At 62.7% G+C, this 14,440-nt stretch carries 16 protein-coding genes; 13 read left to right on the forward strand and 3 right to left on the reverse strand.

The genetic code is table 11. From position 1 onward, the window contains the following. The first annotated feature begins 5 nt into the window (after positions 1-5). The 7 genes from RAD15_RS12135 to RAD15_RS12165 all read left to right on the forward strand — a co-directional run bounded on the left by RAD15_RS12135 (position 6) and on the right by RAD15_RS12165 (position 5,996). Positions 6-1,088, forward strand: coding sequence for a hypothetical protein (locus RAD15_RS12135; RefSeq protein WP_458177601.1), 1,083 nt, complete (start codon positions 6-8; stop codon positions 1,086-1,088). 96 nt (positions 1,089-1,184) lie between these two features. After that, positions 1,185-1,703 carry a portal protein gene (locus RAD15_RS12140; RefSeq protein WP_458177603.1) on the forward strand — a complete coding sequence of 173 codons (519 nt, stop codon included), beginning with the start codon at positions 1,185-1,187 and terminating at the stop codon, positions 1,701-1,703. After that, a complete protein-coding gene (locus RAD15_RS12145; protein WP_458177605.1) occupies positions 1,700-1,999 on the forward strand; it encodes a hypothetical protein in 300 nt (99 codons plus the stop codon). Before RAD15_RS12140 ends, RAD15_RS12145 begins: the two co-directional genes overlap by 4 nt. Positions 2,000-2,081: 82 nt before the next feature. Then, entirely contained in the window at positions 2,082-2,510 is a 429-nt protein-coding gene (locus tag RAD15_RS12150) for a GNAT family N-acetyltransferase (protein ID WP_458177607.1), read from the forward strand. Positions 2,511-2,740: 230 nt separating this feature from the next. Further along, the gene (locus tag RAD15_RS12155; RefSeq protein WP_458177609.1) at positions 2,741-4,009 is read left to right on the forward strand and encodes a CaiB/BaiF CoA transferase family protein; all 1,269 of its coding nucleotides are present in this window, start codon (positions 2,741-2,743) and stop codon (positions 4,007-4,009) included. Between the two features lie 184 nt (positions 4,010-4,193). After that, the gene (locus tag RAD15_RS12160; protein WP_458177611.1) at positions 4,194-5,423 is read left to right on the forward strand and encodes an acyl-CoA dehydrogenase family protein; all 1,230 of its coding nucleotides are present in this window, start codon (positions 4,194-4,196) and stop codon (positions 5,421-5,423) included. A 9-nt stretch (positions 5,424-5,432) separates the two neighbouring features. After that, positions 5,433-5,996 carry a flavin reductase family protein gene (locus RAD15_RS12165; protein ID WP_458177614.1) on the forward strand — a complete coding sequence of 188 codons (564 nt, stop codon included), beginning with the start codon at positions 5,433-5,435 and terminating at the stop codon, positions 5,994-5,996. Positions 5,997-6,016: 20 nt separating this feature from the next. Here the strand turns inward: RAD15_RS12165 and RAD15_RS12170 are convergent, their stop codons facing one another. Beyond that, a complete protein-coding gene (locus RAD15_RS12170; protein ID WP_458177616.1) occupies positions 6,017-6,919 on the reverse strand; it encodes an NAD(P)-dependent oxidoreductase in 903 nt (300 codons plus the stop codon). 178 nt (positions 6,920-7,097) lie between these two features. Here RAD15_RS12170 and RAD15_RS12175 point away from each other — a divergent pair, with 178 nt between their 5' ends. Together RAD15_RS12175 and ilvD are read left to right on the forward strand one after the other, a co-directional pair. After that, the gene (locus RAD15_RS12175; protein ID WP_458177618.1) at positions 7,098-8,081 is read left to right on the forward strand and encodes an ABC transporter substrate-binding protein; all 984 of its coding nucleotides are present in this window, start codon (positions 7,098-7,100) and stop codon (positions 8,079-8,081) included. 79 nt (positions 8,082-8,160) lie between these two features. After that, positions 8,161-9,855 carry a dihydroxy-acid dehydratase gene (gene ilvD / locus RAD15_RS12180; RefSeq protein ID WP_458177620.1) on the forward strand — a complete coding sequence of 565 codons (1,695 nt, stop codon included), beginning with the start codon at positions 8,161-8,163 and terminating at the stop codon, positions 9,853-9,855. Here the strand turns inward: ilvD and RAD15_RS12185 are convergent. After that, positions 9,815-10,159 (reverse strand): hypothetical protein, encoded by a 345-nt coding sequence (locus RAD15_RS12185; RefSeq protein WP_458178016.1) that lies wholly within the window; start codon positions 10,157-10,159, stop codon positions 9,815-9,817. The two genes, ilvD and RAD15_RS12185, sit on opposite strands and share 41 nt — an antisense overlap. Here RAD15_RS12185 and RAD15_RS12190 point away from each other — a divergent pair. From RAD15_RS12190 to RAD15_RS12205, 4 genes are read left to right on the forward strand one after another with little or no spacing between them, the layout of a single operon-like run. Further along, on the forward strand, positions 10,059-10,826 hold the full coding sequence (locus RAD15_RS12190; RefSeq protein ID WP_458178002.1) for an ABC transporter ATP-binding protein: 768 nt from the start codon (positions 10,059-10,061) through the stop codon (positions 10,824-10,826). The two genes, RAD15_RS12185 and RAD15_RS12190, sit on opposite strands and share 101 nt — an antisense overlap. Next, positions 10,823-11,608 (forward strand): ABC transporter permease, encoded by a 786-nt coding sequence (locus tag RAD15_RS12195; protein WP_458177622.1) that lies wholly within the window; start codon positions 10,823-10,825, stop codon positions 11,606-11,608. The genes RAD15_RS12190 and RAD15_RS12195 overlap by 4 nt, the downstream gene beginning before the upstream one ends. Further along, the gene (locus RAD15_RS12200) at positions 11,605-12,372 is read left to right on the forward strand and encodes an ABC transporter permease (protein ID WP_458177624.1); all 768 of its coding nucleotides are present in this window, start codon (positions 11,605-11,607) and stop codon (positions 12,370-12,372) included. The genes RAD15_RS12195 and RAD15_RS12200 overlap by 4 nt, the downstream gene beginning before the upstream one ends. 32 nt (positions 12,373-12,404) lie before the next feature. Continuing rightward, positions 12,405-13,451, forward strand: coding sequence for a peptidase M29 (locus tag RAD15_RS12205; protein WP_458177626.1), 1,047 nt, complete (start codon positions 12,405-12,407; stop codon positions 13,449-13,451). On the opposite strand, the gene RAD15_RS12210 is transcribed toward RAD15_RS12205, so the two are convergent. Beyond that, on the reverse strand, positions 13,448-14,437 hold the full coding sequence (locus RAD15_RS12210) for a 3-hydroxybutyryl-CoA dehydrogenase (protein ID WP_458177628.1): 990 nt from the start codon (positions 14,435-14,437) through the stop codon (positions 13,448-13,450). The genes RAD15_RS12205 and RAD15_RS12210 overlap by 4 nt on opposite strands. Positions 14,438-14,440: the final 3 nt, after the last annotated feature.

Consider the following 14,440-nt stretch of genomic DNA (forward strand, 5'->3'; position numbering starts at 1 on the left):
GGATTATGGCGGAAGGCCAATATCGTATCGTCAAGGCGCAACTTCCCCTTATCGGTGGAGTTGCTGGACACAATTTTCTTGTGCTGATCGACCCGGATGGGAATGTCATCGGGGAGCTGCATGGTCTGGCGACGGGGGCAGACGGACTTCCCAAGCCGATCGGGCATTTGCCGTCGGATGAATTGAGGGGGTATCACGACCAGCGCTTTTACAAGCCCAACTTTGCTCAGACCGAGTTAGCCTCCGGCGATCAGGCCGAGATCATGAAAAGGTGGGATGCCGGCAGGGCCGTCCTCGACAAGATAAATGCGCGGAACATCCATTATCCATGGATGGGGCTCGGGCAAAACAGCAACTCGTTTGCGAGCACGTTGATCGCTGCGATGGGCTTGACCGAATCGCCAATGCCCGGTGGCGCGTCCGTGGTCCCGGGCGCCAGGAGTATGTTGCTAGACCCGAAGGATATTCAGGATATCCAGCGTCAGTTCAACATCGGTGCGGCCCGCTCTGGGGATGCACCGAACTCAGGTTCGCAGCCGGGCGGTGTCGATCAGCCGAGCCCTCTCGATTCCGCGAAACGACCGTTCGGTTCTGTTGGAGCTCCAGGCGACCGTACAAGTGCACCGCCGGTTCGCGCTCCACGTTCCCTGGTCACGCCCCCGCAGGACTTGCCCAGCACCGCAGTTTCCGGCGCGAAAGGCCCGACGTCGCTTGGTGGGCCTAATGGTCCAGCACCATTGACGCCTCCTCTGCGCCCGCGTTCGCAAGCCCCTACGAGGCCCGCGCCGGCTGGCGATCCGACGCTGCCGTCGTTGCACTTCGCGTCCGATCAGCTCAGTTCGCCTGCGTTTCCTCCGACACGATTTCCACTCGAGGCGTTGCTTGCGCCTGATCGCAGTCGCGCGTTGGATCAATGGGCCTCGTCTTCACCGCAAAGAGGCGCGTCTCCGCTCACGCAACGCGCTTCTGCCGGCCTGCCAGGCGGGGTCCCTGCGATCACACGGGGCGTTCCATCCGATCTCGATTGGCCGCCGGCCGGCGGACTGCTCGGCATGATCCAGGACTACATGCGCAATAACGGCCATTAGCCGCTGCTGCCCTTCTGCCGCCTCTACGCCCGGCAAAATCTGAGAGTTCAATCACACATGCCCTTTCCCTTGCTAGCCCCGGCGCCATCAGCGCCGATGGGGTCTCTCGTCACGCACGACGTCACCATCGTCACCACGCGCAAGCTTGCGCTGGCGCGGGTGATGGGGGTGCCGCCCGAAGAATTCGGCATCGAGCGCGGTGCGCGCAGCATCCGCGATTGCAATTATTGCTTCCACGAGGTCGTCACCAAAACCGAGGCGCAGCTGATCGCGGAAGGCTTTGATGGCGGTCAGATCAGGGCCTTGCTGCCGCACACCGGCACGACCGAGATCGAGACGCAGGCGCGCGACACCGTGGAAGAGCATTTGTCCGCGACGGCCGGCGGCGGCAGCGCCAATTCGGCGGCGCGGCTGGTACGCAGGTATGAGCCGGACAAGTTGATGGGCTACTGCGTGGCACTCTATTTCGCGAAACTCCTGGTCTGGGACAAGGTCCTTGGATTTGGCTCCACCGACGCTCTGGCGGGATTTGCTGCGATCACGGCCAATCTGGTTGTGTCCTTTTACTTCGCAAAACGCGGCTTCGAGAATGTTGCAAGGATCATCAAGCGGTGAAGATGCCAGATGAAGAGATCAAAGCGATTGTCGCCGAGACGCTGGCCGAGCAGCACAGGCTCCAGCAGGAGAGCATCGATGCGATCGTATTGAAAGCGGTGGCGTCGGTGCTGGCCTCTTTTGGAATCGAGGACGACGATCGAAAGGAGCTGAGGGCCGATTTTCAGCATTTGCGGAGGTGGCGAAAGAGCGTGGAGCAGGCCCAGAGCTACACCTTCAAGGCCGTGATTACGGTGATCGCCACTGGTCTGATGGGTGCCGTTTGGTTGGGCGTCAAGGTCGTGCTCGGCAAGTGAGATTTTCGTGGCTGAGGCTCTCGTGGCGGTAACGTCACTGCGTGCCCGATGAAAGGGGCGCTCCGCTCCAATGAGCCATCCCATGTACAGAATTCGTATCGTCGATGCGTCGGATGACGACGTTGCCGACACCTTGTCCGACCTGCACCAACTGACGTTCCTCGATACCGCGCCTCTACCCCAGTTCGACCTTGGAGCGTGGTGGCTGGCCTATCATGGTGATGAGCCAGTTGCGTTTGCCGGTGTTGTGCCGTCCACGTATGCGCCAAACAACGGCTATTTCTCCAGGGTTGGGGTCATGCAGCGGCATTGGGGGCGGGGACTCCAGCTCAGGCTGATGCGGGCTGTCGAGGCGCATGGGCGGCGTGTCGGATGGGACGGTATCGTTTCCGATACGACTAGCAATCCGGTGTCTGCCAATAATTTCATCCAGGCGGGCTACCGGCTCTACGAACCCGAGATGCCATGGGCCTGGTCGCATACGCTTTATTGGCGAAGGTCGCTTCGTTGACGTTCGAGCAGGTTTCTCGTGATGCGGAACGTGGCTTTCGCAGCGCGCGAGACGTGGCGTAGACGGTATGCCCGCAATATCGAGCGGCCCGGCAGCTTGAAGGCTGCCGGGCCGCTTTTGCGTTTTCAGGCGGCGAGACTGAAGCACTTGCGAAGTCGGCGGCGCCGGGCTTTAAGCTTGCTCTCGCAGGAAATTCGGCGGCCATAAGCCGATGTAAGGGAGCGCTATCGATGTCCACCAAGCCTCAATTGCCTGAACGTTCGTCGCGGGCGACGGGAGGGCCAACCGCGCTCGATGGTCTGCTGGTCGTCGATTTTACGCGTGTGGTGGCCGGCCCGGCCTGCACGCAGACGCTCGCCGATTTTGGCGCGCGCGTTATCAAGATCGAGAATCCGGACGGTGGCGACGACACGCGCGCCTACGAACACGCCGAGATCGGCGGCGAGAGCGCCGCCTATCTCAGCCTGAACCGCAACAAGCGCGGCATGGCACTCGACCTGGCCGTGCCGGAGGCCCGCGAGATCGCGCTGGATCTGATCCGAAAGGCGGACGTGGTCGTGGAGAATTTCTCCAGCGGTGTCATGAAAAAATTCGGCCTCGATTATGAAGCGGTCGCGCCGCTCAATCCGCGGCTGATCTATTGCTCGATCTCGGCCTACGGACGCACCGGTCCGTTCGCCTCGCGCCCCGGCTTCGATCCCATCACGCAGGCGGAAAGCGGCTTCATGTCACTCAACGGGTTTGCCGATGGACCGGCGGTTCGTACCGGCCCACCCATCGTGGACATGGCGACGGGGATGTCAGCTTGCAACGCCATCCTGCTGGCGCTGTTGGCGCGGGATCGGCTCGGTCGCGGGCAGCACGTCGAAGTCGCCCTGTTCGATGTCGCGATGGGGATGACCGGTTTCTACGGCATGGCCTATCTGATCAATGGTGAGAACCCCGGCCGGTTCGGCAACTCCCCGAGTGGATCTCCCACGGTCGGCGTGTACGAGGCCTCCGATGGGCCGCTCTACATGGCCTGCGCGAACGACCGGCTCTATCGCCGGCTGGTCGTCGAGGTGCTGAACCGGCCTGATCTCATCACCGATCCGCAGTTTGCGACGCGCAAAGCCCGTTCCGAGAACAAGGAGCTGCTGCGGGCAGCCATCGCGGAGGTTTTTGCGGGCGATACCCTCGAGAACTGGATGGCAAAGATGAAGCTGGCCAATATCCCGGTCGGCTATCTCCGGACTGTTGAGGAGGGGTTCAACGCGCCGGAGGCACGCGAACGCCATCGCTTGAGCCGGATCCCGCATCGTACGGCACAATGGGTCCCCAACATCGAGCCACCAATTGCGATGAGCCTGACGGGTGCGGTCGATCCCGTTGCCGCACCTCTGTTGGGCGAGCATACCGAGGACGTGTTGCGCGATACGCTTGGGTACGACCAGCGTCGCATCACGGAATTCGCCCAAAAGGGTGTCTTTGGCCCGGGCAAGCCGTCAACGTCGGCTTGAGCTTGGCGGCTGGTCCCGCGGGCTGGGCGTCGTGGCTTGCGGATCGCCGTTTCGCGAGGCCGACCGCTGCCAGATCGCATCCTTTCCAGGCAGCCAGGTGCAGGGCGGCCGCAGGCGCATGTGCCGCATCCGCTTGATTTGGCGAGGGTCTCGCAGCATAAATGTGTGAAAGCGAGGGATACGAATGGCGCGTGGTCAAGAGCCGAGCGTAGGCCAGTCGGCGGGGCCGGAAGCCGGTGAACGTGGCTATGCGGCAATGACCGCGAAAGCTCGTGCGCTCGTACCACGACTGCGAGACCGTGCCGCGCGAACGGAAGAGCTGCGCCATTTGCCGCCGGAGACCGAGGTGGACCTGCACGATGCCGGCCTGTTCCGGATGCTCCAGCCCCGGCGCATTGGTGGCGCAGAACTGGACTATGTCGCCTTGATCGATTGCGCGGATCTGCTCGGGCAAGCCGACGCGTCGGTGGCCTGGAATTTGGCCAATCTGGCCAGTCATCACTGGATGCTCGGCATGTTCGAGCAGAAGGCGCAGGATCTGGTCTGGGACCATGATCCGGACGCGCTGATTGCATCCTCATTCATTTTCCCGGCCGGACGCGCCACGAGGGTCGAGGGTGGATACCGGCTGCATGGGAGTTGGCCATTCTCCTCGGGCGTTGCCTCCTGCGCATGGAACATGCTTGCAAGTGTCGTCTACTCCGACGACGAGGCAGACGGCATAGAGTATCGGATATTTCTACTGCCGAAAGGGGATTACAAGGTCCTCGATACCTGGAATGTGGCGGGATTGCGCGGCACGGGTTCTTGCGACGTGGAGGTCAGGGACGCCTTCGTGGCCGACTACATGACGGTCGCGGTCGGCGATCTTGCCGGCGGTCCGACGCCGGGAAGCAAGGTGAATCCCAATCCGTTGTATGCGCTTCCCGTCTTCTCGCTGTTTCCTTACGTCCTCTCCGGCGTCGCGCTGGGAAACGCACAGGCGTGTCTCGACGATTATTCCGAGGTCGCCCGTCACCGCATTTCGACCTACAACCGCGCCAAGCTGAGCGACTTTCAAAGCACGCAGATCAAGATCGCAGAGGCCTCGGCGAAGATCGATGCCGCGCGCCTGATCATGCGCTCGGCCTGTCTGGATGCCATGGACGATGCGCGGCGCGGCCATATCCCTGATATGGCGGCCAAGACCAGATATCGGCGCGACGGGGCTTTTTCGGTGAACTTGTGCACCGATGCGGTCTCGATGCTGTTTGCCGCCAGCGGAGCGCGCGGCCTGTTTACGACGGGCGTGTTGCAGCGGCAGTTCCGCGATGCGCACGCGATCAACTCGCATCTCGCGTTCAACTTCGATGCGGCTGGAACCAACTACGGACGCGTGGCGCTGGGCCTGCCGTCCGAGAATCTCACGTTGTGAGGCCGGCCGATGAATGATCTGCCGAAACAGCCGGCCATTCCCGATCCTGCCAATGAATTCGCGAGCGACAGTTCGTCGATCGATCCTCGTGACTTTCGCAACGCGCTCGGGACTTATGCTACCGGCGTGACGATCATCACGGCCGCGGCTCCCGACGGCAAGCCCTACGGCCTGACGTGCAATTCGTTTGCCTCGGTTTCGCTGAATCCTCCGCTGGTTCTGTGGAGCCTGGTCGTTTATTCCTCGAGTCTGACTATCTTCCAGAACGCCAGCCATTTCACCGTCAACGTGCTTGGCGCTTCGCAGCAGGCGCTTGCGAACAAGTTCGCAAAATCATCCGATGACAAATTCGCGGGCGTCGACTGGACGCCGGGTCTCGGAAATGCGCCGGTGATCGCCGAGAGCGTCGCCAATTTTCAATGCCGCTCGGTCAATCGCTACTACGGCGGCGACCACGTGATCTTTCTCGGTGCGGTCGAAGCCTATACTTACAATGCAAAGGAGCCGCTGCTGTTTGCGCGAGGGGCGTTTGGCCAATTTCTCGCGGACGACGGGCGCAAGAAGTCACCGTAGGGTGCTTCGGACGCGACGGTTCAATGCTCTGAAAGCTTGTAGATCTCCAGTGCATCCGCTTCCGCGCCTCGCGCGGCCTTGGCCAACCTGAAAAGCTGCCCCGCAAGCGAGGCCATCGGCACAGGCGTCGACGTTGCCTGCGCGACATCGGCGACGGTATCGAGGTCCTTGAGCATCGTGGCAATATGGCCAAGTGGTGGTGAATGAATGCCCTGGACCATCCGCGGCACGAAAAGCTGGAGCGGAATGGAGTCCGCAAAACCGCCGGCCAGCGCTTCGGGCAATCGGTTGGCGTCAATTCCGGCGTTCGCCGCAAGGCGTGTTGCTTCCGCGAGCACGGCCATCGCGCATCCGACGATCACCTGGTTGCACAATTTTGTGGTCTGGCCGGCGCCGGTCGGCCCCATGCGGGTGAACCTGCGCGCCATGGCCAGCACGTAGGGGCGCACCCTCTCGATATCGGCTGCTTCTCCCCCAGCCATGATCGCAAGCGAGCCCTCTTCGGCGCCCTTGGTGCCGCCAGACACCGGTGCATCGATCCAACCAGCACCATTCGCAGCTTTCAGTCGCGTCGCAAGGTCGCGCGCGGCGTCGGGATGGATCGACGAGAAATCGACCACCAGCTTGCCCGCGCCGGGAGCCGCCGCAAGACCTTCGGCTCCAAAAATCACTTCTTCCACGGCGGCAGCGTCTGTCACGCACATGAAGATGATGTCCGAGTTGGCCGACAGGTCGCGTGGCGTGACCGCGCGCTTGGCGCCGGCCTCGAGGAGCGGAGCTACCTTGCCCTCCGAGCGGTTCCAGACCGTGAGCTGATAGCCAGCCTTGAGCAGGCGGCGGGCCATGGGTGTCCCCATCAGTCCGAGGCCGAGATAGCCGAGTCGCTCGACACCTTGCGCGTTTGTCTTGCTCGCATCAGCCATAGGTTGCCTCCCTCTGTCGCAGCGCAACGCCGCGCGACCGTCACCTTACCTTACATGGCGCACCCCACCGCGAAACCGGGCCCGTCTGCATGGCTTGCCTGATTGTTTGAACCATGAAACATTTGGACCGGTCGGGTTGGGTGGCGCCGGTCGGCGCCGGAGCAGCGGAGTGGGCACGATGCGAACCGTTTCGAAGTGGATCCTGGCTTTGGGAGCGGCGGCGGCCGTGAACGCGGGCGCAGGCCCGGCATGGGCGCAGCAGACCATCCGCGTCGGCTGGACGATTCCGGCGGAGGAATCCAAGTATTGGATGATGCGCCGCCCTGCCGAGTTTCCCAGCATCGGCAAGACCTACAACATCGAATGGACCCAATTCCAGGGCACAGCGCCGATGACGCAGGCGCTCGCAGCGGGCGCGCTGGATTGCGCCACGCAGGCGCCGCTGTCGCTCTCCAATGGCGTGGTCGGAGGCAACCTCAAAGCCTACATCGTCGCGCAGCACGTCTTCGAGAAGCCCGGTGGCTTCTCGGTCTACTGGGCGGTGATGGATGACTCGCCGATCAAGACCATTGCCGATCTCAAGGGCAAGACGGTTGGCATTTCCGTGATCGGCGGCGGCACGCAAGGGCCCTTCAACCTGCTCCTCAAGCAGAATGGCGTCGACCCGGCCAAGGACATCAAGCTGGTCGAGGTCGGATTTGCCGTCTCCGAGGATGCGCTGCGTCAGGGCCGCGTCGACGCGGTCAACATGAACCAGCCGTTTGCCGCGCGCGCGGAGGCGAAGGGCGGCACAAGGAAACTGTTCTCGCTGTCGCAGGCCATGCCGAATATCGTGCATATCCTGGAAGCCTGCCGTGCGGATTTCGTCGACAAGAACCCGGAACTGGTCAAGACCTATGTCCGCGACATCACGTCAGGCATGAAGAAGGCGCTGGCGAACCGCGAAGAGACGCTGAAGGTCGTCAATGAGGTTCTGAAAGCGCCCATTCCGGTACTGGAGACTTACCTGCTCAAGGACAACGATTTCGGCCGCGATCCAGGTGCGGCACCGAACTTCCCGGCGATCCAGAAGATGCTGGACATCTACGCCGAGACAGGGATGCTGCCGAAACTGGATGTCGCGCAGTTCAAGCATCCGACGATCGTCGCGCCGCTGGAATAAGCGACTGGGCCAATTGTCCTGAATAGTGAGATCGCAACGTCCCGGGTGATACGGGACGTTGCATGAAGAAGATGCACGTATGAAGAAGCTGCGATCACGGGTCACGACAGACGGCCTCGACCGGGCCCCGCACCGCGCATTCATGCGCGCAATGGGCCTCGACGACGCCGCGATTGCCAAGCCGATGGTGGGCGTCGTCAGCATGAAGGGCGAGCAGACGCCCTGCAACATGACCCACGACTTCCAGGTTGCCGCGGCCAAGACCGGCATCGAGGAGGCCGGTGGCACGCCGCGCGAGTTCTCGACCGTCTCGGTCTCCGACGGCATCAGCATGAATCACGAAGGGATGAAGTTCTCCCTGTTTTCGCGCGAGCTGATCGCCGACTCGATCGAGGCCGTCGTCCAAGGTCTCGCCTACGATGCGCTGATCGGATACGGCGGATGCGACAAGACGCTTCCCGGCGTGATGATGGGCATGGTCCGCTGCAACGTGCCGTCCATTTTCATTTATGGTGGCAGCTCGCTGCCGGGCCGTGTGGACGGGCGGACGCTGACAGTACTCGACTCCTATGAGGCTGTCGGCAGCTTCATGACCGGCGAGATCGATGGCGCCACGCTCGAGCGGATCGAGCGCGCCTGCCTGCCGACCATCGGCGCGTGCGCTGGCCAGTTCACTGCGAACACGATGGGGATGGTGTCGGAGGCGATGGGTCTCACCATGCCAAACGTCTCGATGGTGCCCGGAATCTACGCCGAGCGCGCGCAAATCTCGCGACGTGCCGGACGCCTGATCATGGAGATGCTGAAACGCGGAGGGCCGCGGCCGCGTGACATCGTGACGCGGAAGGCGCTGGAAAACGGCGCGGCGATCGTGGCTGCAACGGGTGGCTCGACCAACGCCGCGCTGCATCTGCCGGCGATTGCGAACGAGGCGGGGATCGCATTCACGATCGATGACGTCGGCGAGGTGTTTGCCAGGACGCCGCTAATCGGAAATCTGCGTCCCGGAGGCAAATACACGGCGAAGGACGTCTACGATATCGGTGGCGCCGCCGTGGTGATCCGCGAGTTGATCGAGAGCGGTCACATCGATGGTGGTTGCGTCACCATCACGGGCCGCACGCTGGCGGAAGAATATGGCGCAGCCAATGCACCGGATGGCGAAGTTGTTTTTGCGACTCGTGCGCCGATCATGTCCGATGGCGGCGTGGCGGTGCTGAAGGGCAATCTCTGCCCGGATGGTGCGGTGATCAAGGTCGCCGGCCTGAAGAACCAGTTCTTCGAGGGCATCGCGCGCGTTTTCGAAGATGAGGAAGCCTGCGTCAAAGCGGTTCGCGACCGTAGCTACAAAGCGGGCGAGGTCCTCGTGATCCGTAATGAAGGGCCGGTCGGCGGCCCCGGCATGCGCGAGATGCTTGGCGTCACCGCGCTGATCTACGGGCAGGGCATGGGCGAAAAGGTTGCGCTAATCACCGATGGACGGTTCTCCGGTGCAACCCGCGGAATGTGCATCGGCTATGTGTCTCCCGAAGCCTTCATAGGTGGTCCACTGGGGCTCGTCCGCGACGGTGACAAGATCCGGATTGATGCCGCAAACCGGCGCATGGATGTGCTGCTCGACGATCAGGAACTTGCGACGCGCCGGCGCGATTGGAAGCCGCGTCCGCCACGCCACCGTGCAGGCGCGCTCGCGAAGTATGCGCGATTGGTCGGGCAGGCGCCGGGCGGAGCCGTCACGCATGAAGGCCCGGCAGAATGGCCTTGGTTCGAATGACGCGCCGCACCGGCTCGGAAATCGCCAGTACTCTGGCAAGTTTCTTGCTAAGCTCGTGCCGCTGACGGAGGACGTTCAGCAAGTCTGCTGCACAGAGTTCGTGCGCGAGTGAAGTGAGAGACGGGATGAAGGTCGTGCCTTCGAGATCGAGTGAATGGGTGGAACCGGTGACACGACCAAAGCCGGCTTCTGCGATCATCGAGATCGACCGCGTCTCGCAGGTCTTCCAAACCTCGGCGCGCAAGGAACACTTGGCCTTATCGGACATCTCGCTGTCGATCGAAGAGGGGGCCTTCGTCTCCATCCTCGGTCCATCCGGCTGTGGTAAGTCGACACTGCTTTACATTGTCGGAGGCTTCGTCAGCCCAAGCAGCGGCACAGCGACGATGAAGGGACAGGAGATTACGGGGCCTGGACCGGATCGTGGACCGGTGTTCCAGGAGTTCGCGCTGTTCCCCTGGAAGACCGTGCTGGGCAATGTGATGTACGGACCGCGCCAGCAAGGCCTGCGCGCCGCTGAGGCGGAGGCGCAAAGCCTCGCCTTGATCGAAATGGTTGGCCTCAAGGGCTACGAGAATTTTTACCCCAAGGAGCTGTCGGGCGGCATGAAGCAGCGCGTGGCGCTGGCCCGGACGCTCGCCTACCATCCCGAAGTCCTGTTGATGGACGAGCCGTTCGGCGCGCTCGATGCTCACACTCGGACACGCCTGCAGAACGATCTCCTGAACATCTGGGAGCGCGATCGCAAGACGGTGTTGTTCGTCACCCACTCGGTCGACGAGGCCGTCTTCCTGTCGGACAAGGTCGTGATGATGTCGAAATCGCCCGGCCGCATCCGGGAGGTCATCGACATCGATCTGCCGCGGCCACGCCGCCGCAACGAGCTGTTGCTCGATCCGCGCTACCAGAAATACGTCGTCGACATCGAACGCATGTTCGATGAGAGCGACGAAATCGGGGCGCCCTCATGATGCCGCCCGCAGCCATATTCAAGCGCGCCGCACCGGTGCTGGCCTGTATCGGGTTGCTCGCGGCGTGGCAGGTCGCGTCGCTCGCGCTGAAGAACGACAGCTTTCCGACGGCGATCGAGGCGATCCGGGCGGTTCCGGACATTCTCGGCGACAGGGAATCCCTGATCAACATCCTGGCCTCGCTGCGCCGCATGGCGATCGGATTCGGCGTGGCCGTTCTGGTTTCGATTCCACTTGGTCTATTGATGGGACGCAGCCAGGCCGTCGCCGCATTCTTCAATCCGCTTTTGATGGTGATCTACCCGGTGCCGAAGGCGGCCCTGATGCCGATCATCATGCTGTGGCTGGGAGTTGGCGACGTCACCAAGACGCTGGTGATCTTCCTCGGCGTCAGCCTCCCGGTCATCTATCACAGCTTCGAGGGCGCCAAGGCGGTCGAAGAGAAGATGCTGTGGTCGGGTGCTGCGATGGGGCTTTCGGCCGTGCAGCGCCTGGTGCGCATCGTGCTTCCGGCGGCGTTGCCGGAAATCCTCACCGGCTGTCGGACCGGGCTGGTGCTGGCGCTGATCACGATGATCACCAGCGAGATGATCGCCCGCCAGTCCGGCGCGGGAAACATCCTCTTCAATGCGCTCGATATGGGGCAATACGACACGGTCTTTGCGATGATCATCATCGTGGGGGCCATGGGAATCTGCCTCGACGCGATCTTCGAGCGAGTGCGCGCCCGGCTCGTGCGCTGGTCAGAGCCTCAGTTCGACATGCCGCTGAGCTTCTCATGACACCGCGCCTTCTGCCAGCAAACATCATCCTCGGGACCGCGCCGATCATGCTGGTGATTGCGCTGTGGCAAGGCCTCGTGTCGTTTGGTTTTGCGCCTGCGGTGTTGCTGCCGCCGCCGGGATATGTCTTCAGCCGATTGTTGCAGCAACTCGCGACGTGGACGTTTCAGCAGGAGATCGCCGCGACCCTGATCCGGCTGTTTGCCGGCTTTGCGATTGCGGTGGTGCTCGGTGTCGGCATCGGCATCGCGGCTTCCGCCAGTCCCGTGATCAATGCCGTGGTTCGGCCCATCGTGCGCGTCTTGGCGCCGTTGCCCAAGGTTGCGCTCTATCCGGCACTGTTGCTGCTGCTCGGTTTCGGTCACGGATCGAAGATCACGTTGGTGGCCGCGGACGCACTCTTTCCCATTCTACTGTCCACCTATTACGGCGCGTCGACCGTCGAGCAAAAGCTGATCTGGTCGGCCATGGCGGCCGGAACGCCGCGCTATGAAATCCTGTTCAAGGTGGTGCTACCGGCGGCGATGCCGTCGATCCTGACCGGTTGCCGGATCGGCCTTGTTATTTCCTGCATCGTGGTGTTTCTGGCCGAGATGATCACGTCGACGGACGGACTGGGCCATGCGCTCGTGACGGCGGCCCGCACCTTTCAGGCCGTCGACATGTTCGTGCCGCTGATCACGATCTCGCTGTTGGGCCTGATCCTGAACGGCTTGTTGGGCGCCGTGCGATCGTACCTCTTGCGGGGCTTCCCCGAAGCGTAACCTGACAAAAACCAGAAGACCGGGAGTGAACCATGCTGGCGGATCGCATCGAGGCAAAATGGATTGACGCATTTTGCGAGATATTTGAGCGCTGCGCCGTCAAGGCCGGCGATACCGCTGCGATCCTCTCGGAAACCCAGTCACGCGCGCTGAACGTGCATCTGGCTGAGCTCGCGCTGTTGCGAACGGGGGCACGGCCGTTTCACGTGGTGATGCCGACCCCGCGCAACCGGAATATCGTCGCGGTTCGTTCGACAGGTGCGAGCGAGGCGATCCAAAAGCTTGGTCCGGTCATCACAGCCCTTCAGCAGGCCGGCTTCGTGGTGGATTGCACCATCGAGGGCCTGATGCATGCTGTGGAGACGCCAGATATCCTGAAGGCCGGTGCGCGGATCCTGGTGATCTCCAACGAGCATCCCGAGGCGCTGGAGCGGATGGTGCCCGATTCCGCGCTCGAAAAGCGCGTTCGTGCCGCGGCAAAGATGCTGCGCGGAACCAAGCGGATGCGGGTCACCTCGAAGGCCGGCACGGCACTCGATGTGGACATGGTCGGCGCTTCCACGGTCGGCGTGTGGGGGTGGACTGATAAGCCCGGCACGCTGGCGCACTGGCCGGGGGGCATTGTCGTCAGCTTTCCCAAAAGCGGGACGATCAATGGCACGCTGGTGATGGCGCCGGGCGACATCAACCTCACGTTCAAGCGATACCTGACCTCGCCGGTGACGATGACGTTGAAGGACGATTACGTCGTCGAGCTGGAAGGCGAGGGCACGGATGCCGCGATGATGCGGGCCTATCTCGCGGCCTGGGGCGACCGCGAGGCCTATGCGGTCTCGCATGTCGGTTTCGGCATGAACCCCGGCGCGCGCTATGAAGCGCTGTCGATGTACGACCAGCGCGACACCAACGGTACCGAAATTCGTGCCGTCTCCGGCAATTTCCTGTTCTCGACCGGCGCCAATGAATTTGCCGGCCGCTACACCGCAGGCCATTTCGATCTGCCGATGATGGGAACGACCATCGAGCTCGACGGCGTCGCAGTGGTGCGGGAAGGCGTGCTTCAGGACGTCTTCGGCTAGCTGCGATCGAGCACGGGCGGCCGAGCGAGGTCGAAGTGCCGGAGCAGGTCCACCATGGCTTGAAGCCGCTTCACGCGATAGGCGTCAACGTCCATGCCTGAGTAATCGAGGAATCCCGCGCCCGTGCGCAGGCCGATCCGGCCTTCATGCATGTTGCGGGAAATGACGTCCGGCGCGCGGTAGCGATCGCTGCCGAGTGCACCCTCGAGATAGCGGCTGGCATAGTACAAAATGTCGCCGCCGCCCCAGTCAATGAATTCGAGCAGTCCGAGCACGGCATAGCGGAAGCCAAAGCCATAGCGGATCGCCTTGTCGATCTCTTCGGCGCTGGCGACACCTTCCTCGACCATGCGCGCGGCTTCGTTCATCGCCAGCGCCTGGATACGCGGGACGATGAATCCGGGCGTCGCCGCGCAGACCACCGGTACCTTGCCGATGCCCTCGAGCAGCGCCTTGACCTCGTCGATGATCGCGGGGTCGGTCGCTCTGCCGGGCGAAACCTCGACCAGCGGGATCAGATAGGCCGGGTTGAGCCAGTGCACGTTGAGGAAGCGGCGCGGGTTCACGACCGCGCCGGAGAGATCGTCGACGAGGATGGTCGACGTCGTCGACGCGATGATCGTATCCGGGCCGACTTGCCTAGAGGCTGCCCCCAGCACCTCCCGCTTGAGCTCGACGACTTCGGGGACGCCCTCGAAGACCATTCCGGCTTCGGCCAGCGCTGCGCCGCTTTGGCTGGCCGGCACCACCGAGACCCGCGCGATGAGCGGATCGACGTCTGTCTCGGTCAGTAGCCCCAGCTTCGAGAGGCTCGCAAACGTCGTCCTGACTTCGCCGTGCGCATCTGCTTCCAGCTTGGCGAATTCGTCTGCCGAACGTGTCTTGACGTCGATCATGGTGACCTTATGCCCCGCGTAGGCGAACGCGACGGCGATGCCGCGTCCCATGCGGCCGGCCCCGAGACAGGCAATGGCGCGGCTGGTCATCGA

The sequence above is a fragment of the Bradyrhizobium sp. 14AA genome (assembly GCF_054185205.1).

Excerpts from the sequence above, each read along its gene's own strand:
- RAD15_RS12135 (WP_458177601.1), top strand. The coding sequence starts at position 6 with ATGGCGGAAGGCCAATATCGTATCGTCAAGGCGCAACTTCCCCTTATC.
- RAD15_RS12140 (WP_458177603.1), top strand. The coding sequence starts at position 1,185 with ATGGGGTCTCTCGTCACGCACGACGTCACCATCGTCACCACGCGCAAG.
- RAD15_RS12150 (WP_458177607.1), top strand. The coding sequence starts at position 2,082 with ATGTACAGAATTCGTATCGTCGATGCGTCGGATGACGACGTTGCCGAC.
- RAD15_RS12155 (WP_458177609.1), top strand. The coding sequence starts at position 2,741 with ATGTCCACCAAGCCTCAATTGCCTGAACGTTCGTCGCGGGCGACGGGA.
- RAD15_RS12160 (WP_458177611.1), top strand. The coding sequence starts at position 4,194 with ATGGCGCGTGGTCAAGAGCCGAGCGTAGGCCAGTCGGCGGGGCCGGAA.
- RAD15_RS12165 (WP_458177614.1), top strand. The coding sequence starts at position 5,433 with ATGAATGATCTGCCGAAACAGCCGGCCATTCCCGATCCTGCCAATGAA.
- RAD15_RS12170 (WP_458177616.1), bottom strand. The coding sequence starts at position 6,919 with ATGGCTGATGCGAGCAAGACAAACGCGCAAGGTGTCGAGCGACTCGGC.
- RAD15_RS12175 (WP_458177618.1), top strand. The coding sequence starts at position 7,098 with ATGCGAACCGTTTCGAAGTGGATCCTGGCTTTGGGAGCGGCGGCGGCC.
- ilvD (WP_458177620.1), top strand. The coding sequence starts at position 8,161 with ATGAAGAAGCTGCGATCACGGGTCACGACAGACGGCCTCGACCGGGCC.
- RAD15_RS12185 (WP_458178016.1), bottom strand. The coding sequence starts at position 10,159 with ATGGAGACGAAGGCCCCCTCTTCGATCGACAGCGAGATGTCCGATAAG.
- RAD15_RS12195 (WP_458177622.1), top strand. The coding sequence starts at position 10,823 with ATGATGCCGCCCGCAGCCATATTCAAGCGCGCCGCACCGGTGCTGGCC.
- RAD15_RS12200 (WP_458177624.1), top strand. The coding sequence starts at position 11,605 with ATGACACCGCGCCTTCTGCCAGCAAACATCATCCTCGGGACCGCGCCG.
- RAD15_RS12205 (WP_458177626.1), top strand. The coding sequence starts at position 12,405 with ATGCTGGCGGATCGCATCGAGGCAAAATGGATTGACGCATTTTGCGAG.
- RAD15_RS12210 (WP_458177628.1), bottom strand. The coding sequence starts at position 14,437 with ATGACCAGCCGCGCCATTGCCTGTCTCGGGGCCGGCCGCATGGGACGC.